The sequence below is a fragment of the Rathayibacter sp. VKM Ac-2803 genome, assembly GCF_009807175.1.
Lineage (GTDB): Bacteria > Actinomycetota > Actinomycetes > Actinomycetales > Microbacteriaceae > Rathayibacter.
Map to the genome: position 1 here is coordinate 2,692,910 of NZ_WUCD01000001.1, position 21,573 is coordinate 2,714,482.

Genomic DNA, 21,573 nt, shown 5'->3' on the forward strand with positions numbered 1-21,573 from the left:
GGAAGACCCATGACACGCGTCGCCGTCATCGGAGCCCACGGCAAGATCGGCCAGCGGATTCTGCACCTGCTGTACGACGCCGGACACGAGTCCGTCGGAGTCGTCCGCAACCCGGATCACGCCGAGGACATCATCCGGCTGGGGAGCGAGCCGCTGGTGCACGACCTCGAGTCGTCGAGCGCGGCCGACTTCGCCGCCGCCCTCGAGGGCGTCGACGCCCTGGTCTTCACGGCCGGCGCCGGCCCCGACTCCGGGATCGAGCGCAAGCGCACCGTCGACCTCGGCGCCTCCGTGCTCAGCCAGGAGGCCGCCTCGATCGCCGGGATCCGCCGCTTCGTCCAGATCAGCGCGATCGGCGTCGACGAGCCGCTCGCCGACGACACGGACGAGGGCTGGCGCGCCTACGTCGAGGCCAAGCGCGACGCCGACGCCGCCCTGCGCGCCACCGATCTCGACTGGACCGTCCTGCGCCCCGGCGCTCTGACGACCGACGAGGGCACCGGCCGGATCGCCCTCGGCGAGACCGTCGAGCGCGGCAGCATGCCGCGTGACGACGTCGCCGCGACGGTCCTCGCCGTTCTCGCCGATCCCACCTCGATCGGCCGCACCTGGGAGATCGTCTCGGGAGACGTCGCCATCGAGGACGCCGTCGCGCAGGCCTCCTGACGACTCCGGCCACACCTAGAGTGGGCGGGTGAGCAGTCACCCGCCCCGTCCCTGGCTCCGGAGCTACGCCCCCGGAGTGCCCACCGATCTCGACCTCCCGACCGGGTCGCTCGTCGACATCGTCACCGAGTCGGCCGAGCGCTATCCGCAGACCGTCGCCCTCGAGTTCTTCGGGAGGGCGACGAGCTACGCGCAGCTCGCCGAGGACGTCGAGCGGGCGGCCGAGGGGCTCCGGCGCCTCGGCGTCCGCGCCGGCGACCCCGTCGCGCTGATCCTGCCGAACTGCCCGCAGCACGTGGTCGCGTTCTACGCGGTCCTCCGGCTCGGCGCGGTGGTCGTCGAGCACAACCCGCTCTACACGCCGAGGGAGCTCCGCCACCAGTTCGAGGACCACGGGGCCCGCGTCGCGATCGCCTGGGACCGCGTGGTCCCGACCGTCCAGGACCTCCCCGCCGACCTCGGCGTCGAGACGGTCGTGGCCGTCGACCTCACCCGCGCCATGCCCGCGTCGATGCGCGCCGCGCTTCGCCTGCCGCTGAAGAAGGCTCGCGAGTCGCGGGCCGCGCTGACCGGTCCTGTCCGCGGCGCGGTCGAGTGGGAGTCGCTCCTCCGCCGTCGGATCGAGCCCGCCCACCCCCGCCCGGTCGCCACGGACCTCGCCGTCATCCAGTACACGAGTGGGACGACGGGCGCCCCCAAGGGCGCCGAGCTCACCCACCTCAACCTGACCGCCAACGCAGCACAGTCGCGCGCGTGGGTGCCGCAGGTGCGGCGGGGCGACTGCGTCGTCTACGCGGTCCTCCCGATGTTCCACGCCTACGGGCTCACGCTCTGCCTCACTTTCGCGATGAGCATGGGCGCTCGACTCGTCCTGTTCCCCAAGTTCGATCCCGACCTCGTCCTCAAGGTCGTCCGCAAGCATCCGGCGACGTTCCTCCCCGCGGTGCCCCCGATCGCCGAGCGGCTCGCCGCCCGGGCACGGGAGCGCGGCGAGTCGCTGCAGGGCATCGAGATCGCCATCTCGGGAGCGATGCCCCTCGACCCCGACCTCGTCGAGGGCTTCGAGGCGCTCACCGGCGGCACGCTGGTCGAGGGCTACGGCCTGTCGGAGACGTCGCCCGTCCTGATGGCGAACCCGGTGGGGCCGACCAGGCGCGCCGGTACCGTCGGACTGCCGCTGCCCGGCACGGACGTCCGGATCGTGGATCCGGAGGACCCGGACGTCGACGTCGCGCCAGGAACCCAGGGCGAGCTCGTGGTGCGCGGGCCGCAGGTGTTCCGCGGCTACCACCGCAAGCCCGAGGAGACCACCGCGTCGTTCACGACCGACGGCTGGTTCCGTACCGGAGACATCGCGACGATCGACGACGACGGCTTCGTCCGCCTGGTCGATCGCATCAAGGAGCTGATCATCACGGGCGGATTCAACGTCTCGCCCTCGGAGGTGGAGGAGGTGCTCCGCCGCCTCCCCTCCGTCCGCGACGCCGCCGTCGTCGGGCTGCCCGACCCGCACAGCGGGGAGTCGGTCGCCGCGGCGGTCGTGCTCGAGCCGGGGGCGAGCTTCGATCCCGCCGACGCGCGCGCGGTGGTGCGGGAGGCGCTGACGCCCTACAAGGTGCCGAAGCGGATCGTCGTCGTCGACGAGCTGCCGACGAGCATGATCGGCAAGGTGCTGCGGCGTCAGGTCAAGGCGATGCTGCTCGACGAGGGCTGACCCGCCACGCGCTGACGAGCCCCCGGCCGAGGGCCGAGGGCTCGTCGCGAGGTGCGCCTGTCACATGTCGAAGCCGCCGAAGTCTCCTCCGAAGTCGCCGCCCCCGCCGAAGTCGCCGCCACCGAAGTCGCCGCCACCGGAGTCGCCACCCCACTCGCCGCCGCCCGCGTCGGCTCCGGCATCGCCGCCGTCGGCTCCCGCGTCTCCCCCGTCGCCGCCGTCCGCCGAGGCCGTCTCGGCGCCGGCATCCGAGAGGAACGCGTCGGCGATGGCGGATCCGATCACGAAGCCGGCGATCGTGCCGAGCATCGACGAGGCGAGCACGCCTCCGAAGCCCATGCCGCCCGCGCCTCCGCCGGAGAAGCGGCGCTCCATGAAGCCGGGCTGCCGCAGCTCGCTCCGCGTGGCAGACTGCGCGAGAGCCTGAGGGTCGTCGCTCCGAGGGGCGTCACCCGCGGGCGCACCCTCGCTCAGCTCGCGGAAGACCTGCTGACGCTGCTCCGGAGTGAGCTGCTCGAAGGCCTCGCGGTGCACCTGCTCGATCGCCTCGGGCGGAGCGGTCTTGAGCAGGTAGCGGTAGCGCTCGATCGCGATCTCGTCCTCACTGCGGGCGGAGCGGGCGGGCGGCGTCCCGTAGGCCGGGCGCGGGTCGGTCGACGAGCCGTAGCCGGAGGCTCCGCGCGCGTCGTCGGGGCGCTCTTCGCGTCCCAGCAGTCGGTCCAGGAATCCCATGATCTCCTCCTCGGCGGCGCAGGACGCGCGCGCACATCGCAACGCTATGCCTCCTTCCATCGGGTCTGCTCAGGGTTCACTCAGAGCCTGCGGAGAGCGGCCCGACCAGCGCCCCGGGCTCAGGGACCGAGCTGGGCGGATCTCACGCCGACTCCCGGACGATCAGCTGGTGCGAGACGGTGCGCACGACCTCCGGCCCCGACCGCGGCAGCTCCCCGGCGAGCATCCCGACGGCGAGCTCGAGCGCGTGCCGGGCGAGAGCGTCGAGATCGACGGCGAGCGTGCTGAGGGTCGGCGCGAGCAGCCGGCCGAGCGAGAGACCGTCGATGCCGGCGACGCGGACCTCCCCCGGCACGTCGACGCCAGCGCGACGGCAGGCCGACAGCACTCCCACGGCGCAGAGGTCGTTGAAGGCGATGACGGCGTCGACCGCGCGCGGCAGGGCGATGATCCGCTCCGTGGCCTCTGCGGCCGCCTCGGCCGTCGCTGCGGACGCCCTCGCGATCGACGCATCCAGACCGCGCGCTGCGAACGACTGCAGCAGCCGCGCCGCGCGTCGGCTCGGGGCCGGCCCCGACGAGACGTCGAGCACCACCGGTCGCCGCACGCCCGCCCGGGTCAGGTGCTCGGTCAGTGCGTCGATCGCCTCGGAGGGATCGAGCAGCACGGCCGCGCGCTCCGGAGCAGCCGGAGGATCGAGCTCGACCACCGGGACGGAGCCGAGCTGCTCGATCCAGTCCGCCGCGCAACCGCCGAAGGTGCCGATGACGGCGTCCGACTGGGCGCCGAGCGCCCGCACCATGCGGTCGGAGTCTCCGGCGAAGCTCACGTCCGCGAGCGACACGTTCCAGCCCCTGGCCGCGGCGAGCCGGACGATCGCCGAGGCCAGCTCGGGCGACCACGGGTTGCGGAGGTCGTCCACCACCAGACCGAGCCGACGGTCCCCTCCGGTGACGAGGCCCCGGCCGAAGCGCGACGGGCGGTAGAGCAGCTCCTCGGCCGCGGCCAGCACGCGCTGCTTCGTGGTCTCGCTGATGCCCGGCATCCCGTTCATGGCGCGGGTCACGGTCTGCCTCGAGACACCGGCCGCCGCGGCGACGTCGTGGATCGTCGCGCGGGCGGCCGGGTCGGAGCCGCTCAGTCGCGGAGGTCGAGCCACGCCGCCTGCTCCGGGCTGAGCTCGATCGAGAGGCCGCGCATCGACGACCGCACCTCGGCGATGCTGCGCGGCCCGAAGAGGGGGAACGTCGGGAACGGCTGGGCGAGCACGTAGGCCAGGGCGATAGCCGTCGCACTCACGCCGTGCTCCGCGGCGAGCTGCTCGGCCCGGCGCAGGCGCTCGAAGTTCTCCGGGCTGTAGTAGCAGCGCACCAGCTCGGCGTCGCTCGTGTCCTCGGGCCTCGCCCGCCCGGTGAAGAAGCCGCGCGCCTGCGACGACCACGGGAGCAGGGGCACCTGGCGCTCGACGAGCCACGCCTTCGACGCCGGATCGGTCACGTGCACGCAGCCGTCCCAGGGCACGTCGTACGCCTCCGCGAGGCCGAAGTGGTCGCTCAGCGCCTGGAAGCCCGCGCGACCGTGGGCCCGTGCGTAGGCCTGCGCCTCGTCGAATCGCGCCGGCGTCCAGTTCGAGACGCCGTAGGAGCGGATCCGCCCCGCACGCTGGTGCTCGTCCATCACGTCGACGAACTCCCCGACCGGCACGGCGGGGTTGTCGCGGTGCATCAGGTAGATGTCGGCGTAGTCGGTGCCCTGCCGCTCGAGGCTCTCGAGGAGCTGCCGGGTGAGCGAGTCGGGGTCGCAGTGCGGCGTGTGCGCGCCCTTCGTGACGATGACGACGTCCTCGCGGATCCCCCGGTTGCTGATCCATCGGCCCAGCCGCCCCTCGAGGACGCCACCGCCGTAGATGTAGCCGGTGTCGAAGGCGTTGCCGCCGCGCTCGACGAAGTGGTCGAAGATCGCCGAGGCGTGGGCGAGATCGGGCTGGTTGTCGACGCCCATCACGAGGCGCGACATCCGCTTGCCGACCCCGGGGATCTCGCCGTAGAGCATCGGCGAGTCCTGCGCCACTCGCAGCGGCGCCCCCGAGACAGTCGGGATGTCGGCGTCCTCGGCCTCGAACGGGTAGCGCAGGCCGATCGCGGCGCGCCAGCGGTCGAGGGTGCGGGCGGCGGCCAGGCTCTCGTCGAGCGTCATCCGCGCGGCCTCGACGGAGCCGGCCTCGAGGGCGTCGGTCGTCGCGTCCGCCTCCCGCGCGTAGGGGTCGGAGGGCGCGAAGGTCAGCGTGCGCGGCTCCTCGTCGACGGTGTGGACCTCGATGGTCGACTCGGCGCCGATCCAGGGGTCGCTGACGAGCAGCCGGCCGCGCGAGCCGAGCACAGTGACGGTGTTCGCGTCCTGCACCGCGACGCCCGTGCGGAGGGTCGCCGTGATGCCGCCGCGGTAGGTCAGGCGGGCGACGCTCCACTCGTCGACGCCGGTGGGGCCGATGCTGCCGCTCGCCTCGAGGTCGACGGGCTCGGCGACCGCGGTGCCGGTGGCCGCCTGCACCACGGCGGCGGCAGCGGTGACGGTGTACCCGCCGACGTCGAGGATCCCGCCGCCGGCGGTGGCGACGTCGTAGAGCCGCCCGGTGCGCGCGCCCGTCCGGAACGAGAACGCGGCCTCGATGTGCAGGACGTCGCCTATCGCGCCGTCGCGGACCAGGTCGAGGAGCGCCGCCGTCTGCGGGTGGAAGCGGTACATGTAGGCCTCGACGAGCGGGAGGCCTGCTTGGCGGGCGGCGTCGGCGAGGGCCATCGCGGTGCCGTGGTTGACGGCGAGCGGCTTCTCGCAGAGCACGGCCTTGCCCGCCTCGAGCGCCTGCAGGATGAGTGCGGCGTGGCCGGTGTGCACGGTGGCGATGTACACCGCGGTGACGCGCGGGTCGGCGAGCGCGGTGGCGTAGTCGCCGCTGGTCACGTCCGTGAAGCCGAGGTCGGCCGCCTCCTCGGCGAAGACGCGGGCCCGATCCGGGTCGGAGCTGCCGACGGCCACGAGGCGGGCTCCGCGCTCGCTCGCGGGCAGCTGCGACAGGAACCGGCGCGCGATGCCGCCGGGGCCGAGGACGGCCCAGCCGGTCGAAGTGGGGCTGGTGGTGGGGGCGTTGTCGGTCATCGGGGCCTCTCGCATCGTCATTGACGTGAACGTTCACGAGAGACGCTAGACGGGCGAGGCCGAGGCCGTCAACCACCGGAGGGGTGGTTGTCGTGAACGTTCACCTCCCCGGGCGGAGAGAAGCCTCTCCCACCGCCGCTCGGCGCGACCGTGGGAGAGGCTCCGAGGTCACCTCTGCTTGGGGATCAGGATCCACATCACGATGTACGCGATGATCTGCGGCCCCGGCAGGAGGCAGGACAGCACGAAGAGGAGCCGGACCAGGAAGGGGCTCCAGCCGAAGCGGTGGGCGAGGCCGGCGCAGACGCCGGCGATGATCTTGCCCTGACGAGGGCGGACGAGAGTAGCCATGGGTCCACTCTGGCGGAGCGTGACCCTGCTCGGCATCCGGGGAACCCCCTAATGAGGGCTAGGGGTGACGCTCTGAGGCGACACTGCGCTCGAACACGTCCCGCCGCTCGACGTCCTCCGCGGGCCAGACCGCGACGAAGCGCTCGAACACGACGTCGCCGATGCCGCCTGGCGATTCGCGCGCGAAGTACCGGCGGTGCCCGTCGAGCCACGACTCCCGGGAGCGGTCGCCCTCGCCCTCCGCCCAGGCGAAGTCGTCGTCGACCGAGTCGAGCGGGCCGACGCGGACCTCGGTCGTGCGGAGGACGGCGCGCGCCGTCCCCGCTCCGTCGCAGACGATCCAGTGGTCGCCGACCGCGGGAACGGGCTCCGAGCCGGCGAGGGAGGCGGTGGCGCTCTTCACGCCGCGGCGGACGAGCGCCAGCAGTTCATCGGCCATCTCGACGGAGTCGCCGAACGACTCGACGGGAGGGAGCGCCTCCGGCAGCTCCTCCGATTCGTGACGGCGGTACTCCGCCCACAGCCGGCTCGCACTCTCGGCGTCGGGGTCGGGGAGCGGCGTCCGGTCGGGCGTCTCGGGCAGGAGTGGCACCAGATTGCCGCCGGCGATCGCGGCCGGGTCCTCCGGATGGTTCTCCGGGGTGTCGACGTCGTCGAAGGACCAGCGCAGTCGCAGCCACTCCCGGGCGTACGCGTCGAGCTCCTCCTCGAGTCGGGACGCCTGGAGCGTCGGGACGACCCACCAGGAGACGACCGCCGGCCCGCTCTCGACGGGGCGGACGCTCAGCGCGCCGAGCGGCTCGGTCCAGCTGCGGTCGACGAGGAGGTAGGCGTGGGCCGATCCGGCGCGCGCCGCCTCCTCGAGGAGCGCGAGCGCCCCGTAGTCGTCGCCGGCGGAGGCCGACGGCAGGGCGCTGGGGTTCCCCTCCGGGAGCAGGGCCCCGAGCCACGCTCGTCGGTCGTCGAGCACCGCGCGCAGGAGCTCGAGGTCGCTCGAGACCAGCGGTCGGAGGAAGGCCCCGCCCGGCAGGTCGAGGCGCGCCGGGATCCCCGTGCTCATGGTGCCGGACTCCGCGCGTCGGCTCAGCCGGCGGCGCGCTCCAGGACGAGCTCGCGGACCCGCGCCGCGTCGGCCTGGCCCTTCATCGCCTTCATGACCGCGCCGATGACGGCACCGGCCGCCTGCAACTTGCCGTCGCGGATCTTCGCGAGCACGTCGGGCTGCGAGGCGAGCGCCGCGTCGATCGCCTCGATGAGCGCACCGTCGTCCGAGACCACGGCGAGACCGCGGGCGTCGACGACCTCCTGCGGGGTACCCTCCCCGGCGATGACGCCCTGCAGCACCTCGCGGGCGAGGCGGTCGGTGAGCACGCCCTCCTCGATCAGGCCCGCCAGCTCGGCGACCTGCGTCGGGGTGACGAGCGCCGAGGGGTCCTCACCGGCCGCATTGGCCAGGCGGGCGATCTCGCCGGTCCACCACTTGCGGGCGGCCTGCGGGCTCGCACCCGCGGACACGGTCTCGGTGATCTCGGCCAGCAGACCGCTGTTGGCGACGTCCTGGAACTCGAGGTCGGTGAAGCCCCAGTCGGCCTTGAGGCGGCGGCGGCGGACGGCCGGCTTCTCGGGCAGGGCGGCGCGCAGCTCCTCGATCAGCTCCGGGCTCGGCACGACCGGCAGAAGGTCGGGCTCGGGGAAGTAGCGGTAGTCGTCGGCGTCGCTCTTCGGGCGGCCCGCGGAGGTGCGGCCCGTGTCCTCGTGCCAGTGCCGGGTCTCCTGCGTGATCGTGCCGCCGGCCGCGAGGATCGCGCCCTGACGCTGGATCTCGTAGCGCACGGCGCGCTCGACGGAGCGGAGCGAGTTGACGTTCTTGGTCTCGGTGCGGGTGCCGAGCTTCTCCTGCCCGATCGGGCGGAGCGAGACGTTGGCGTCGCAGCGCAGGTTTCCGCGCTCCATCTTGGCGTCCGAGATGCCGAGGGCGAGGACGATGTCGCGGATGGTGGCGACGTACGCCTTCGCGAACTCCGGGGCGCTCTTGCCGGCTCCGTAGATCGGCTTCGTGACGATCTCGACGAGCGGGACCCCGGCGCGGTTGTAGTCGACCAGCGAGTACTCCGCGCCCTGGATGCGACCGGTGGAGCCGCCGACGTGCGTCAGCTTGCCGGCGTCCTCCTCCATGTGAGCGCGCTCGATCGGGATCTCGACGAGCGAGCCGTCGGCGAGCTCGACCTCGACGGAGCCCTCGAAGGCGATCGGCTCGTCGAACTGCGAGATCTGGTAGTTCTTCGCGAGGTCGGGGTAGAAGTAGTTCTTCCGCGCGAAGCGGCTCGACGGCGCGATCGAGCAGCCCAGGGCGAGGCCGAGGCTGATCGAGTAGCGGACGGCCTGCTCGTTGACGACGGGCAGCGAGCCCGGGAGACCGAGGTCGACGGGCGTGACGTTCGTGTTGGGCTCGGAGCCGAACTCGTTCGGCGCGTCCGAGAACATCTTGGTCTTCGTGTTGAGCTCGACGTGGACCTCGAAGCCGAGGACCGGCTCGAAGGTCTCGAAGACCTCGTCGTAGTCCATGAGCTCGGGGACGGACGTGTGCGCGGAGGCCATCAGACGGCACCTTCCTCGGTGGCGGAGAGCTCGGCGGCGGCCAGCTCGGGGGCCCTCGAGAGCAGCGGGTGGCCCCACTTCTCCTCGAGGAGAGCCTCGAGCGCCGCCCCGACGGTGTACAGACGGACGTCCTCGCGGGCCGGCGCGAGGAACTGGATGCCGACAGGCAGCCCGTCCTCGTCGGCAAGGCCCGCGGGGACGGAGATACCGGGGATTCCGGCGAGGTTCGCGGGGATGGTCGCGACGTCGCCGCGGTACATCGCCAGCGGGTCGTCGAGCTTCTCGCCGAGGCGGTACGCGGTGGTCGGCGCGGTCGGCGACGCGATCACGTCGACGGTCGTGAACGCGGCGTCGAAGTCGCGCTGCACCAGGGTGCGGACCTTCTGCGCACTGCCGTAGTAGGCGTCGTAGTAGCCGGCCGAGAGGGCGTAGGTGCCGAGGATGACGCGGCGCTTGACCTCCGGGCCGAAGCCCTGCTCGCGGGTCGCCGACATGACCTGCTCGACGGTGCCGCCTCCGGGAGGAGTGACGCGGAGTCCGAAGCGCACCGAGTCGAACTTGGCCAGGTTGCTGGACGCCTCGGCGGGGAGGATCAGGTAGTAGGCGGCGACCGCGTGCTCGACGCTCGGGGCGCTCACCTCGACGATCTCGGCTCCGGCGCCCTCGAGGACGGCGAGGGCCTCGTGGAAGCGGTTCAGGACGCCGGGCTGGAAGCCCTCGCCCCCGTCGAGCTCCTTGAGCACGCCGATCCGCAGGCCCTCGACGTCGGCACGGCGGACCGCGTCGGCGAAGGAGGGCCACGCGTCGCGGAGCGAGGTGGAGTCGCGCGGGTCGTGCCCGGCGATCACGTCGTGCAGGAGCGCGGCGTCGAGGACGGTCCGCGAGACGGGGCCGATCTGGTCGAGGCTCGAGGCGAGGGCGATGGCACCGTAGCGCGAGACGCCTCCGTAGGTCGGCTTCACGCCGACGGTGCCGGTGACGTGCGCCGGCTGGCGGATGGATCCGCCGGTGTCGGAGCCGAGGGCCAGCGGCGCCTCGTAGCTCGCGACGGCGGCCGCGGAGCCTCCGCCCGAGCCGCCGGGGATGCGGTCGAGGTCCCACGGGTTGTGCGTCGGGCCGTAGGCCGAGCGCTCGGTGGTCGAGCCCATCGCGAACTCGTCCATGTTGGTCTTGCCGATCGGCACCAGGCCTGCGGCGCGGACCTTCTTCATCACGGTCGCGTCGTAGGGCGGGCGCCAGCCCTCGAGGATGCGCGAGCCGCTGGTGGTCGGCATGTCGTTCGTGACGATGACGTCCTTGACGGCGAGCGGGACGCCGGCGAGGGCGTGCAGCGACGCTCCCTCGGCCCGGCTCCGGTCGATGCCCGCGGCCGTCTCGAGGGCGGCATCGCCCGCGACGTGCAGGAAGGCGTGGACGGCGCCGTCGACGGCCGCGATGCGGTCGAGGTGGGCACGCGTGGCCTCGACCGAGGACACGGAGCCGTCGGCGAGCTTCTCGGAGAGCGCGGAGGCGCTCAGGCGGACGATCTCGTCGCCGTGCGCGCTCACTGCTCCTCCCCCAGGATCGCGGAGACCTGGAAGCGGCTGCCGTCGTGCTCGGGAGCTCCCGAGAGCGCCTGCTCCCGGGTCAGCGTCTCGCCGACGACATCCGGGCGGAAGACGTTCTGGAGAGGAATCGGGTGGCTGGTCGCCGGCACGTCGGGGGTGGCGACGGCCTGCACCGCTCGCACGGAGTCGACGATCGTGCCGAGCTCCCGGGTCATGGTCTGGATCTCCTCGGGGGTGAGGTCGATCCTGGCCAGCTGGGCCAGATGGGCGACCGTGTCGGCCGTGATCTCGGACATGCGTCTCCATCGGGTGGTTCGTGAGGAATCGGCGACCAGTCTAGCCGGGGCCTCCGACGCCTCCCTCTGCCGAGGGCACCGCGCTCAGGAGGCGGGAGTCGGCGACGAGGAGCCGGCGCCGGCGCCGCTGCCGAAGAGGCTCGAGCCGTGCTTCAGCAGGGCGTTGTAGGCGCCCTCGTACGTCGTCGGCAGGTCCTCGCCCGGCCCGCCGTAGCGGGCCAGCAGGAGGCCCATCAACCCGAGGGCCGGCGGGCTGAGCGGCTTGTCGCGGTTCGCGTTCGCGGGGTGCGGAGGCGTCGCCTCCGGGTTCGGGGGCAGGTACTGCGGCACGGTGGTCGGCCAGTCGCCGATCTGGCGCGGCGTGCTCGCGGTGACGACGCCGAAGAGATCGGGCGCCGAGGCGTCGCGATCGGTCAGCGGCTCGAGCCCGTGCAGCCTGCTGAGCGTGCGGATGAGCGCGCCGTGGTGCATCTCGTCGTGCACGATCGTGCCGGGCGCGGTGTAGGCCGAGATCGCGATCGCGGGCACCCGGCAGCCGAGGCGGTCGAAGGCGAAGCCCATCTCGCCCGGCCTGCCGTCTCCCGGTGGCGTCGCGGCGGGCGGCGGCACGTGATCGTAGAGCCCGCCGTGCTCGTCGAACGTCACCAGGAGCAGCGTGTTGACCGCGTTCGATCCGGTCGTGCTCGCGCTCTCGCGGATCGCCGAGTAGACCTGGTGCAGCAGCAGCTCCCCGGCGCGCACGTCCGAGAGGGCGCTGTCGTAGAGCGGCTGCCCGTCGAGCTCGTCCTCGTGGAAGGAGCCGGTCGGCGGGTGCATGTCGTTGTGGTCGAAGACCAGCCGGGGCTCGATGAAGGCGTAGTCGGGCAGCTCGCCGTTCGCGGCGTCGGCGGCGAACTGCTCCATCGTCGCGAAGTTCGTCCGCCAGTACTTCTCGAGCACCGGCGCGTGCAGGAACCCGGTGTAGGAGACGACCTGCAGGGCGTCGAAGTAGACCCGCCAGGTCTTCCCCGCCTCCTCGAGACGGTTGAACACGGTCGGCGCGTCGGAGAGGTCGTCGGCGAGCCACTTCTCATAGCCACCGCCGTGCTTGTTGGTGACGAAGCCGTGCGAGGTCGAGGCGTGGAAGAACGAGCGGTTGCAGAAGGTCTGCGACGGGACGGCGGCGAACCAATGGTCGAAGACGGCGAACTCGCGCGCCAGCGTCGAGAAGACCGGGAGCATCTCGGGCGAGAAGCCGCCCATGATCGTGCGGTACTCCTCCGGCGTCGGCTCCTCGCCCTTCTTCATGGCGCGGAGGTTCTGCACGTAGTCCTCGAGGAACCCGCTCATCGTCGGGGTGGAGGCGTCGGCCGGGGCGTTGTAGGGCGCGGTCATCTCGCCGACCGTCTTCCCGGCGTTCGACGGCGGGTCGATCGTGCCGAAGAGCTGGGTGTTGACGTGCGGGTACTCCTCCCCCGGGTCGGGGTCGGGCTGGCGCATCACGGTGTCGGTCGCGCCCTCGTAGACGAAGGTCGCGACGGTGTCGCCGGCGGCGGTCGTGTTCGTGTGCTCGCCGGTCGCGAGACCCTCGAAGGTCTCTCCCGCGGGCAGGTCGCCGTCGGCGTGGAGCTGCCCGAGGATGTTGTCGAAGGAGCGGTTCTCGAACATCACGACGACGACGTGGTCGAACCCCGGCTCGTCCCGCGCGGGCAGAGTCGCCTCGGCTTCGCGGTCGCGACCGGAGGCGACGGCCGCGCCGATCGTGCCGCCCGCCAGGGCACCCGCGGCGACTCCACCGGCCACCGCACCGCCGGCGAGGAACCGGCGGCGCGACGTCGGTCGCGACGCGGTGGCCACCTGATCCGGTGCCGTCCCGCTCGACGACTCGTCGCTGCCGGTCATGCGTCCCGCCCTTCCCGCGATCCGGGGATCCGTGCCTGGTCGGAGTGTAGCGACGCGTCCGGCCGGGCCGCTCGGAGCAGGGCGAGAGCGCTCTGGGCCGTCTCGGCGGTCGCGCCCTCGGTGTGCCGGAGGAGGGCCGAGGCCAGTCTCGGGGTCACGCGGTCGGTCAACGGCGGGACGAAGGCGGAGGCGGTCTGCGGCCAGCGGGAGAGTGGACGGAGCGGACCGGCGATCGCCTCGGCGAGGGCCAGGACACCGCCGTCGGACAGCGCGCGCCGGTCGCCGGCGAAGCGCGCGCGGAGGAGCCGCGGAAGCGTCGAGGCGGTGACCGGGGCGTCGATCCCGGCACCGGGACGGACGCCTGACGCGATGACGAGCGCCGGCACCTCGCCGGGTCGGGAGCGGCTCCCGCGCGAGACGACGAGCAGGAGCATCCGCCGGCCGGCGCGCTCCCCTGCGCGGACGGCGCTGTAGACGGAGTGCAGGAGGTCCTCAGCTGCCCGGGCGTCGGCGCTCCGGAGCTCGCCGAGCTCGGCGGCGGAGGAGAAGTCGGCCGGCGCGACGAGCGAGCGCGGCTCGACGACTACGACGGGAGGGAGCTCGCCGGCCGTGGCGAGCGGGGCGAGGCGGCTCAACGGGACGAGCGAGCCGCTCGCTCGGTGGTCCGGAGCCTCGAGCAGGGTGGTCGAGACTCCCTGGCGATCGTCGACGACCAGGGCCCAGGGCGTCGCGCTGTCGCGCACAGCGCGGAGCAGCTCGAGAAGAGGATCGGCTCCGTCGGCCCACCAGTGCTCGACGCGCGCGAACGAGCGGGCGAGCAGCGTGTGCACGGGCAGCATCTCGGGGGCGAAGCGTCCGACTCCGTCGTCGAGGGCGGGGGCGGTCATCACCTCGTCGGTGTCGCCCTCGAACTCGACGCCGTCCTCGCCGTCGAGCGCGCCGAAGACCTGGTGCCGGGGCCGACCGGCGAAGGCCACGACGACGACGTGGTCGATGCCGGCCAGCGCGGCGGCCGCGGCACTCTCCCGCGGCGTCGGCGGGGCGGACCGGCCGACGGCCTCGATCGCGGCGGAGGCCGCCTCGGCGAACGAGCGCCGCAGGAACGCCCGCCGCTCGCCGCCCGCCGGTTCAGGCATCGCCGTCGGTCGTCTCCTCCGCGGTCGCGTCTGCTGTGGCGGTCGCGTCGTCCGACTCAGCTGCCGGCTCCTCCGCGGGCGGGAGCGCGATGGCCTCCGGCCCCTCGGTGACCAGCAGGTGGAACTGGGCGGCGTCGATGATCCGGACGCCGAGCTGCTCGGCCTTGCCGAGCTTGCTGCCCGCGCCGGGGCCCGCCGCGACGTAGTGGGTCTTCTTCGAGACGCTCGAACCGGCCTTGCCGCCCGCCTGCATGATCGCCTCGAGGGCGCCCTCGCGCGAGTAGCCCTCGAGCGAGCCCGTGGCCACGACGGTGAGACCGGCCAGCACGCCTCCGGCGGCGTCTGCCGCACCGGGGCCCGGGTGGCCGGGGGCCGAGAACCGCACTCCGGCGGCGGCCCAGCGGTCGACGATCTCGACGTGCCAGTCGACGGCGAACCAGTCGAGCAGCGCGTCGGCGATGATGCCGCCGACCCCGTCGACCGCGGCCAGCTCGTCGCGGGTGGCCGCCCGGATCGCATCGAGCGAGCCGAAGTAGCCGGCGAGAGCGCGAGCGGCGACCGGACCGACGTGCCGGATGCTCAGCGACACGAGGAGCCGCCAGAGCTCCTTGGTCTTGGCGCGGTCGATGTTCTCGATCAGGCGGACCGCGCTGGTCGAGGGCACGGAGGCGTCGTCACCCGCGAACGTGTCGGCGGCGGGATCGAACGCGCCGTCCTTCGCGATCTGGCGCCTGCGCTTGAACGGCGTCACGACCTTCGGGTCTCCCGAGGCGTCGAGCTTCTGCAGCCCGGTCTCGGAGTCGCGGACGACGACCTCGATCGGGAACAGGTCGGCGAGGGTGAGCTCGAACAGGCCCGCCTCGGTGCGCAGCGGCGGGTCGGCGGGAACGAGCGGCTGGGTGAGCGCTGCTGCGCTGACCTCGCCGAGCGCCTCGATGTCGAGGGCTCCCCGGCTGCCGATGTGCTCGACGCGCCCGCGCACCTGTGCGGGGCACGACTCCGAGTTGGGGCAGCGCAGGTCGACGTCGCCCTCCTTCGAGGGCGCGAGCGTGGTGCCGCACTCGGGGCACTGCGTGGGCATGACGAACTCCCGCTCACTGCCGTCACGCAGCTCGATCACGGGCCCGAGCACCTCGGGGATGACGTCGCCCGCCTTCCGGAGCACCACCGTGTCGCCGATCAGCACGCCCTTCGCCTTGACGACGTCGGCGTTGTGCAGGGTGGCCTGCCGCACTTCGGAGCCGGCGACCTTGACCTTCTCCATCTGGGCGAAGGGGGTCGCCCGGCCGGTGCGCCCGACGCTGACGACGATGTCGAGGAGCTTCGTGTGCACCTCCTCGGGCGGGTACTTGTAGGCGATCGCCCAGCGCGGGGCGCGGCTGGTGGCGCCGAGCTCGTCATGCAGCTCGAGCTCGTCGACCTTGACGACGACTCCGTCGATCTCGTGCTCGACCGAGTGGCGCTCGCGCCCGTAGCGCTCGACGAACGCCAGCACCTCGTCGACCGACTCCGAGACCCGGTTGTGCTCACTGACGGGCAGCCCCCAGCCCGCGAGCAGGCCGTAGATCTCGGACTGCGCCGCGACGGGCGGATCGGGCCAGGCGCCGATGCCGTGCACGTAGAGAGCCAGGGAGGAGACGCGCGCCTCCCCCGCCCGCAGGTCGAGCCCGGACTTCTTGTCGAGCTGCTGCCGCAGGCCGCCGCTCGCGGCGTTGCGCGGATTGGCGAACGTCGGGAAGCGCCGCAGCGCGCTCTCGCGCGCCCGCTCCTCGTCGAAGGGCTTGCCTGCGGGACGCGCCGACCAGCGCGCCCGGGCCTCCTCGACGGCGTCGTCGCGCAGGGTCTCCTGCAGACGGTTCAGCGCCTCGAAGGCCGCGACGGGGATGAAGACCTCTCCCCTTACCTCGACCAGCGGCGGGTGCCCCGAGCCCTCGAGGTCGAGCGGGATGCCCGCGACGCGCAGCGCATTGACGGTGACGTCCTCGCCGGTGCGACCGTCTCCACGGGTCGCGGCCGTGACCAGGTGGCCGTTCTCGTAGTGCAGCGAGATCGCGAGGCCGTCGATCTTGAGCTCGGTCAGCCAGCGGATCGGGCGCGCGGCCGAGGCGACGGTCTTCTCGCACCACTCGCGCAGCTCGTCGGCCGAGAACACGTTGTCGAGCGAGAGCATCCGCTCGGCGTGGTCGATCGGAGCGAGGCCCGCGGCGACGATGCCACCGACGGTCTGCGTGGGCGAGTCGTCGCTGGCGAGCTCGGGGTGCGCCGTCTCGAGCCCGGCGAGCTCGCGCACCAGCGCGTCGTACTCGGCGTCCGCGAGCGGCGAGGCGTCGGCCGCGTAGTAGTCCTCGCTCGCGGAGCGGATCCGCGCGCGGAGCTCGTCGACCCGCTGAGCGGGATCGACGACCGGCTCGCTCATCGACCGGCTCCTGCGGGCACCACGAGGTCGGAGGCCACCGTGCGGTCGATGGTGCACTGCCCCAGCACGCGGGTGCCGAGGTAGACGACGGCCGTCTGGCCGGGGGCGACGCCGTCGAGCGGCGAGTCGGGAGTGATCACGAGCTCCACCCTGTCATCGACCTCCGACACCCGGGCGACCGCGGGCACCGGGTCGGCGTGGGCACGGATCTGCACATCGCACCCGAAGGGCACGGTCGCGTCGACCGGCGCGGTCCCGGCCCAGGTGAAGCGGGAGCCGGCGATCTCGCCGATGCGCAGCGCCTCCCGGGGGCCCACCACGACCTCGTTCGTCTTCGGCCGCACCTCGAGGACGAAGCGCGGTCGGCCGTCCGGCGCCGGCACCCCGAGGTGCAGGCCGCGCCGCTGACCGACCGTGTAGCCGTGAGCGCCCTCGTGCGCGCCGACCACCGCGCCGTCGCGGTCGACGATCGACCCCGACTCCGGCGCCACCCGCTCCGAGAGCCAGCCGCGCGTGTCGCCGTCGGGGATGAAGCAGATGTCGTAGCTGTCGGGCTTGCTCGCGACACTCAGGCCCCGCCGCGCCGCCTCGGCCCGCACGATCGCCTTCGACGGCGTCGAGCCGAGCGGGAACATCGAGTGCGCGAGCTGCTGGGCGGTCAGCACGCCGAGCACGTAGGACTGGTCCTTCGCCTCGTCGCTCGCCCGGTGCAGCTCGGGGGTGCCGTCGGGCCCGGTCTCGAGGGAGGCGTAGTGACCCGTGCAGACGGCGTCGAAGCCGAGGTCGAGAGCCTTCTCGAGCAGGGCGGCGAACTTGATCCGCTCGTTGCAGCGCATGCACGGGTTGGGGGTGCGCCCCGCCGTGTACTCCGCCACGAAGTCGTCGACGACGTCGAGCTTGAAGCGCTCCGAGAAGTCCCAGACGTAGTACGGGATGCCGAGCACGTTCGCGGCCCGCTGCGCGTCCATCGAGTCCTCGATCGTGCAGCAGCCGCGGCTGCCCGTCCGCAGCGTCCCCGGCATGCGGCTGAGGGCCAGATGGACGCCGACGACCTCGTGGCCGGCCTCCACCGCCCGCGCTGCGGCCACCGCCGAGTCGACACCACCGCTCATCGCCGCCAGAACCTTCACCGCTCGAGTCTACGAGCGGTCGGCAGGCGCGCCCAGCCTCGGCCGAGGACCGGGGCCGGGCGCTCAGACGGCGCGGCTCGACAGACCGGCCCGGGCGGCCCGCGCGTAGGCGCCGGGAACGGCGGCGACGAGCGCGTCGACGTCCTCCCGGGTGGTCGTCCGGCCGAGGGTCATCCGCAGCACCCCGCGCGCCTCGTCCTCGCTCCGGCCGAGCGCCAGGACGACGTGCGACGGCTCGGGGATCCCCGCGGTGCAGGCCGAGCCGGTCGAGACCGAGAAGCCCGCCATGTCGAGGAGGAAGAGGAGCGAGTCGCCCTGCGCCCCGGGGAAGGCGAGGTGGGCGTTGTTGGCCACGCGCCGACCGGAGTCGAGCGCCGGACCGGTCAGCGTCGCACCCGGCACCGCTGCGAGCACCCCGGCCACGAGTCGATCGCGCAGCGCGGCGAGCCGCGGTGACTCCTCCGCCATCTCGTGCACCGCCTCGGTCACCGCCGCCGCGAACGCCGCCGCCCCGGGGACGTCCTGTGTTCCCGAGCGGATGCCCCGCTGCTGGCCTCCGCCGTGCAGTACCGGGACGACGCGCGCGTCGCGCGACAGGAACAGCGCCCCCGTGGCGATCGGGCCGCCCACCTTGTGACCGGAGACGCTGACGGCGACGAGGCCGGCGCCTCCGCTCGAGGCCGAGGCGCGGCGGACATCGGCGATCTCGAGCGGCAGGTGCCCGAGCGCCGCGACCGCGTCGAGGTGCAGGGGCACACCCGCTCGCGCGCAGACCGCGGCGAGCTCGGCGACCGGCGCGACGGTGCCGATCTCGTTGTTGACCCACAGGGCCGAGACGAGCGAGACGGAGGCGGGGTCGCGTTCGATCGCCGCGGCGAGCGCCTCCGGTCGCAGGGTCCCCTCGTCGTCGAGCGGGAGCCACTCGATCCGCGCGCCCTCGTGCTCGGCGAGCCACTCGACGCTGTCGATCGTCGCGTGGTGCTCGCCGCCGGGGACCAGGATGCGGATCCGCGCCGGATCCTCCGCGAGGCGCTGCCAGTAGAGGCCCTTGAGGGCGAGGTTGATCGCCTCGGTCCCCCCGGCGGTCAGGACGACCTCGATGGGCTCGCAGCCGAGGGCCGCTGCGATGGCGGCGCGCGCGTCCTCGAGCCGGCGACGCGCCTCCTGGCCCGAGCCGTGGATCGAGGACGGGTTGCCGGGATGCGCGGACGCCTCCGCGAAGGCGGCCAGCGCGACGTCGCGCAGCGGGGTGGTGGCCGCGTGGTCGAGGTAGATCACCGGAGCCTCCGTCCCGCGTCCCGGGCGCTGAGGTGGCCCTCGCCCGTCACTACTGTAAGTCGCATGATCGCATCCGACTCCCCGGCCGACCCCGTGGCCGACCCCCTGGCCCGACTCGGAGTCACCGTGGACGCGGAGGGCGGCGAGCTGCGGATCTGGTCGGTGCACGCGAGCGCGATCGACCTCCTCCTCTACGACGAGAAGGACCCGACGTGGGTCACCCGCACCGTGCCCCTGACGCGGGACGCCGGCAGCGTCTGGTCGGCGCGATCGTCGCTCCTGACGGCGGGGCGTCGCTACGCCGTCCGCGTGGACGGTCCGTCGGAGCTGCGCTTCGATCCCCGCACCGCGCTGCTCGAGCCCTACTCGCGCGGGCTGCACCGGGTCGCCGAGAACGAGTGGCGTTCGGTCGTGGTCGACGACGGATTCGACTGGGGCGCCTCCGAGAAGCCGCGGACGCCGCTCGACCGCACCGTGATCTACGAGGCCCACGTGAAGGGACTCACCAAGCTCAACCCCGCCCTCCCGGCCGAGCTGCGCGGCACCTACGCGGGACTCGCGCACGAGTCGACCGTCGCCTCCCTCCTCGATCTCGGCGTGACGGCGGTCGAGCTGCTGCCGGTGCACGCCTTCGTCTCGGAGCAGCGCCTGCTGCGCCAGGGCCTCACCAACTACTGGGGCTACAACACGCTGAACTTCTTCAGCCCGCACGCGGCCTACGCCTCCTCCGCCGCCCAGCGCGGTGGACCGACGGCGGTGCTCCGGGAGTTCAAGGGCATGGTCAAGCTGCTGCACGAGGCGGGCCTCGAGGTGATCCTCGACGTCGTGTACAACCACACGGCGGAGGAGGGGCCCAACGGCCCGCGCTCGAGCCTCCGCGGCATCGACGACGCGAGCTACTACCGCCAGACCGCGGAGGGCCACTACATCGACGTGACCGGCTGCGGCAACACGATCGACTTCGGCTCGCCCGTCGCGCAGCGCCTCGTCCTCGACTCGCTGCGCTACTGGTCGTCCGAGGTCGGCATCGACGGGTTCCGCCTCGATCTCGCCGCGACGCTCGGGCGGGACGAGATCGCGCACTTCCGCACCGACCATCCGCTGCTGCGGGCGGCGGTCGAGGACCCCGCCCTGGCCGGAGTGAAGATGATCGCCGAGCCGTGGGACGTCGGCACGGGCGGCTGGCAGACCGGCAACTTCCCGCCCGGCTGGTCGGAGTGGAACGACCGCTACCGCGACCGCGCCCGCAACTTCTGGCTCTCGGACATCGACTACTCGCGGCGCGCGGGGACGGCGCCGGTGGGCATCGGCGGCTTCGCGACCCGCCTGGCGGGCTCGTCGAACACGTTCTCGGTCGAGCGCGGCCCGCTCGCCTCGGTGAACTTCGTCACCGCGCACGACGGCTTCACCCTGGCCGACCTCGTCTCGTACAACGTCAAGCACAACATCGGCAACGGGGAGTCGAACCGCGACGGCGCCGACAACAACCGCTCGTTCAACCACGGCTTCGAGGGGCCCTCGCCCGATGAGGGCGTGACCCTGGCCAGGCGCAAGGCGATGCGCAACCTGCTCGGCACCCTCCTGCTCTCGGCCGGAGTGCCGATGATCACGGCAGGCGACGAGTTCGGCCGCAGCCAGCGCGGCAACAACAACGCCTACTGCCAGGACTCCGACCTCACCTGGCTGCGCTGGGAGGGCCTCGGCGAGTGGCAGCTGCACCTGCGCGAGCACACCCGCACCCTGCTGCGACTGCGCCGGGAGCATCCGGCGCTGCGGCCGTCGCACTACGGACGCGGCGGCGAGGTCACCCCGGGGGCGAGCAGCATGCGCTGGTTCGACGCGCACGGGCAGGGCATGTCCGATCACGACTGGACCTCGGCCGAGAACCGGACCCTGCAGTACCTCGCCTCCTCCACTCCCGAGGCCGAGGAGTTCGACCGGGTCCTGCTGGTCGTCCACGGCGTCGAGCACGAGACGAGCGTGGTGCTGGCCGAGAGCGACGGGGTCACCGGCTACACCCGGCTCTGGAACAGCGAGGAGGCGGTGCCGCTCGGGCACGGCGAGTCGTTCGAACCCGGTCAGGTCATCCGGGTCGCGGGGACCTCGATGCAGCTGTTCGCGGCACACGGCGCAGCGCCGGTGGAGTTCGTGTGAGCTCGGCGCACCGGGGCCCGGGCACTCCGGCGACGGTCGCGCTCAGCGCCGCGGGGATCGACTTCGTCGCGCGGGAGTACCGGCACGATCCCGGCACGGCGAGCTACGGATCGGAGGCGGCGGAGGCGCTCGGGGTCGATCCGGAGCGGGTCTTCAAGACCCTCCTGGTCGACGTCGACGGCGAGCTCGTCGTCGGGATCGTCCCCGTCACCGGGTCCCTGGGGCTGAAGGAGCTGGCCTCGGCGGTCGGCGGCAAGCGAGCGGCGATGGCCGATCCGGCACTCGCGCAGCGGAGGACGGGCTACGTGCTCGGCGGGATCTCGCCGGTGGGGCAGAAGACCCGGCACCGGACGGTCCTGGACGAGACGGCCGAGCTGTTCGACACCGTCCTCGTCTCGGGCGGCCGCCGCGGCTTCGACATCGAGCTGGCCCCCGCCGCCCTGATCGCCGTGACCGACGCGATCCTCGCGGACATCGCGCGCTGACCGCCTCCGCTAGCTCCTCTCCTATGGGCCGGC

At 73.0% G+C, this 21,573-nt stretch carries 17 protein-coding genes; 4 read left to right on the forward strand and 13 right to left on the reverse strand.

The window, feature by feature from the left end; all coding sequences use genetic code 11:
• Positions 1–9 precede the first annotated feature (9 nt).
• Together GRS96_RS12625 and GRS96_RS12630 are read left to right on the forward strand one after the other, a co-directional pair.
• Positions 10–666 (forward strand): SDR family oxidoreductase, encoded by a 657-nt coding sequence (locus tag GRS96_RS12625; RefSeq protein WP_159988636.1) that lies wholly within the window; start codon positions 10–12, stop codon positions 664–666.
• 28 nt (positions 667–694) lie between these two features.
• Positions 695–2,380, forward strand: a complete 1,686-nt coding sequence (locus GRS96_RS12630) for a long-chain-fatty-acid--CoA ligase (RefSeq protein ID WP_159988637.1) — start codon at positions 695–697, stop codon at positions 2,378–2,380.
• Between the two features lie 60 nt (positions 2,381–2,440).
• On the opposite strand, the gene GRS96_RS12635 is transcribed toward GRS96_RS12630, so the two are convergent.
• From GRS96_RS12635 to GRS96_RS12695, 13 genes are all read right to left on the reverse strand, one after another.
• Positions 2,441–3,112: a hypothetical protein gene (locus tag GRS96_RS12635; RefSeq protein WP_159988638.1), complete on the reverse strand. Its 672-nt coding sequence runs from the start codon at positions 3,110–3,112 to the stop codon at positions 2,441–2,443.
• Positions 3,113–3,254: 142 nt separating this feature from the next.
• Entirely contained in the window at positions 3,255–4,271 is a 1,017-nt protein-coding gene (locus GRS96_RS20665; protein WP_235021820.1) for a LacI family DNA-binding transcriptional regulator, read from the reverse strand.
• Positions 4,250–6,268 carry an aldo/keto reductase gene (locus tag GRS96_RS20670; protein ID WP_159988639.1) on the reverse strand — a complete coding sequence of 673 codons (2,019 nt, stop codon included), beginning with the start codon at positions 6,266–6,268 and terminating at the stop codon, positions 4,250–4,252. The genes GRS96_RS20665 and GRS96_RS20670 overlap by 22 nt, the downstream gene beginning before the upstream one ends.
• A gap of 168 nt (positions 6,269–6,436) precedes the next feature.
• Positions 6,437–6,619, reverse strand: a complete 183-nt coding sequence (locus GRS96_RS12650) for a PspC domain-containing protein (protein ID WP_159853854.1) — start codon at positions 6,617–6,619, stop codon at positions 6,437–6,439.
• Positions 6,620–6,677: 58 nt separating this feature from the next.
• Positions 6,678–7,679, reverse strand: a complete 1,002-nt coding sequence (locus GRS96_RS12655; protein WP_159988640.1) for an ASCH domain-containing protein — start codon at positions 7,677–7,679, stop codon at positions 6,678–6,680.
• Between the two features lie 23 nt (positions 7,680–7,702).
• Positions 7,703–9,217 carry an Asp-tRNA(Asn)/Glu-tRNA(Gln) amidotransferase subunit GatB gene (gene gatB / locus GRS96_RS12660; RefSeq protein ID WP_159988641.1) on the reverse strand — a complete coding sequence of 505 codons (1,515 nt, stop codon included), beginning with the start codon at positions 9,215–9,217 and terminating at the stop codon, positions 7,703–7,705.
• Positions 9,217–10,764: an Asp-tRNA(Asn)/Glu-tRNA(Gln) amidotransferase subunit GatA gene (gatA, locus tag GRS96_RS12665; protein WP_159853860.1), complete on the reverse strand. Its 1,548-nt coding sequence runs from the start codon at positions 10,762–10,764 to the stop codon at positions 9,217–9,219. The genes gatB and gatA overlap by 1 nt, the downstream gene beginning before the upstream one ends.
• Entirely contained in the window at positions 10,761–11,060 is a 300-nt protein-coding gene (gatC, locus tag GRS96_RS12670) for an Asp-tRNA(Asn)/Glu-tRNA(Gln) amidotransferase subunit GatC (protein WP_159853862.1), read from the reverse strand. Before gatC ends, gatA begins: the two co-directional genes overlap by 4 nt.
• 84 nt (positions 11,061–11,144) lie before the next feature.
• Entirely contained in the window at positions 11,145–12,941 is a 1,797-nt protein-coding gene (locus GRS96_RS12675) for an alkaline phosphatase family protein (protein WP_159988642.1), read from the reverse strand.
• Positions 12,938–14,077, reverse strand: coding sequence for a hypothetical protein (locus GRS96_RS12680; protein ID WP_159988643.1), 1,140 nt, complete (start codon positions 14,075–14,077; stop codon positions 12,938–12,940). Before GRS96_RS12680 ends, GRS96_RS12675 begins: the two co-directional genes overlap by 4 nt.
• Complete coding sequence (ligA, locus tag GRS96_RS12685; RefSeq protein ID WP_159988644.1) at positions 14,070–16,493, reverse strand: NAD-dependent DNA ligase LigA; 2,424 nt, start codon at positions 16,491–16,493, stop codon at positions 14,070–14,072. The genes GRS96_RS12680 and ligA overlap by 8 nt, the downstream gene beginning before the upstream one ends.
• Complete coding sequence (mnmA, locus tag GRS96_RS12690; protein ID WP_204162083.1) at positions 16,490–17,623, reverse strand: tRNA 2-thiouridine(34) synthase MnmA; 1,134 nt, start codon at positions 17,621–17,623, stop codon at positions 16,490–16,492. Before mnmA ends, ligA begins: the two co-directional genes overlap by 4 nt.
• Positions 17,624–17,686: 63 nt before the next feature.
• The gene (locus GRS96_RS12695; protein ID WP_159854104.1) at positions 17,687–18,898 is read right to left on the reverse strand and encodes a cysteine desulfurase family protein; all 1,212 of its coding nucleotides are present in this window, start codon (positions 18,896–18,898) and stop codon (positions 17,687–17,689) included.
• Between the two features lie 66 nt (positions 18,899–18,964).
• Here GRS96_RS12695 and glgX point away from each other — a divergent pair, with 66 nt between their 5' ends.
• The gene (glgX, locus tag GRS96_RS12700) at positions 18,965–21,055 is read left to right on the forward strand and encodes a glycogen debranching protein GlgX (RefSeq protein ID WP_159988645.1); all 2,091 of its coding nucleotides are present in this window, start codon (positions 18,965–18,967) and stop codon (positions 21,053–21,055) included.
• Positions 21,052–21,540, forward strand: a complete 489-nt coding sequence (ybaK, locus tag GRS96_RS12705; RefSeq protein ID WP_159853872.1) for a Cys-tRNA(Pro) deacylase — start codon at positions 21,052–21,054, stop codon at positions 21,538–21,540. The genes glgX and ybaK overlap by 4 nt, the downstream gene beginning before the upstream one ends.
• The last annotated feature ends 33 nt before the right edge of the window (positions 21,541–21,573 follow it).

What these genes read in the sequence shown, in the direction of transcription:
- gatC (WP_159853862.1), bottom strand. Translation starts at nt 11,060, where the DNA reads ATGTCCGAGATCACGGCCGACACGGTCGCCCATCTGGCCCAGCTGGCC.
- glgX (WP_159988645.1), top strand. Translation starts at nt 18,965, where the DNA reads ATGATCGCATCCGACTCCCCGGCCGACCCCGTGGCCGACCCCCTGGCC.
- GRS96_RS12650 (WP_159853854.1), bottom strand. Translation starts at nt 6,619, where the DNA reads ATGGCTACTCTCGTCCGCCCTCGTCAGGGCAAGATCATCGCCGGCGTC.
- gatB (WP_159988641.1), bottom strand. Translation starts at nt 9,217, where the DNA reads ATGGCCTCCGCGCACACGTCCGTCCCCGAGCTCATGGACTACGACGAG.
- GRS96_RS12635 (WP_159988638.1), bottom strand. Translation starts at nt 3,112, where the DNA reads ATGGGATTCCTGGACCGACTGCTGGGACGCGAAGAGCGCCCCGACGAC.
- GRS96_RS12655 (WP_159988640.1), bottom strand. Translation starts at nt 7,679, where the DNA reads ATGAGCACGGGGATCCCGGCGCGCCTCGACCTGCCGGGCGGGGCCTTC.
- GRS96_RS20670 (WP_159988639.1), bottom strand. Translation starts at nt 6,268, where the DNA reads ATGACCGACAACGCCCCCACCACCAGCCCCACTTCGACCGGCTGGGCC.
- GRS96_RS12680 (WP_159988643.1), bottom strand. Translation starts at nt 14,077, where the DNA reads ATGCCTGAACCGGCGGGCGGCGAGCGGCGGGCGTTCCTGCGGCGCTCG.
- ligA (WP_159988644.1), bottom strand. Translation starts at nt 16,493, where the DNA reads ATGAGCGAGCCGGTCGTCGATCCCGCTCAGCGGGTCGACGAGCTCCGC.
- GRS96_RS12675 (WP_159988642.1), bottom strand. Translation starts at nt 12,941, where the DNA reads ATGACCGGCAGCGACGAGTCGTCGAGCGGGACGGCACCGGATCAGGTG.
- GRS96_RS12625 (WP_159988636.1), top strand. Translation starts at nt 10, where the DNA reads ATGACACGCGTCGCCGTCATCGGAGCCCACGGCAAGATCGGCCAGCGG.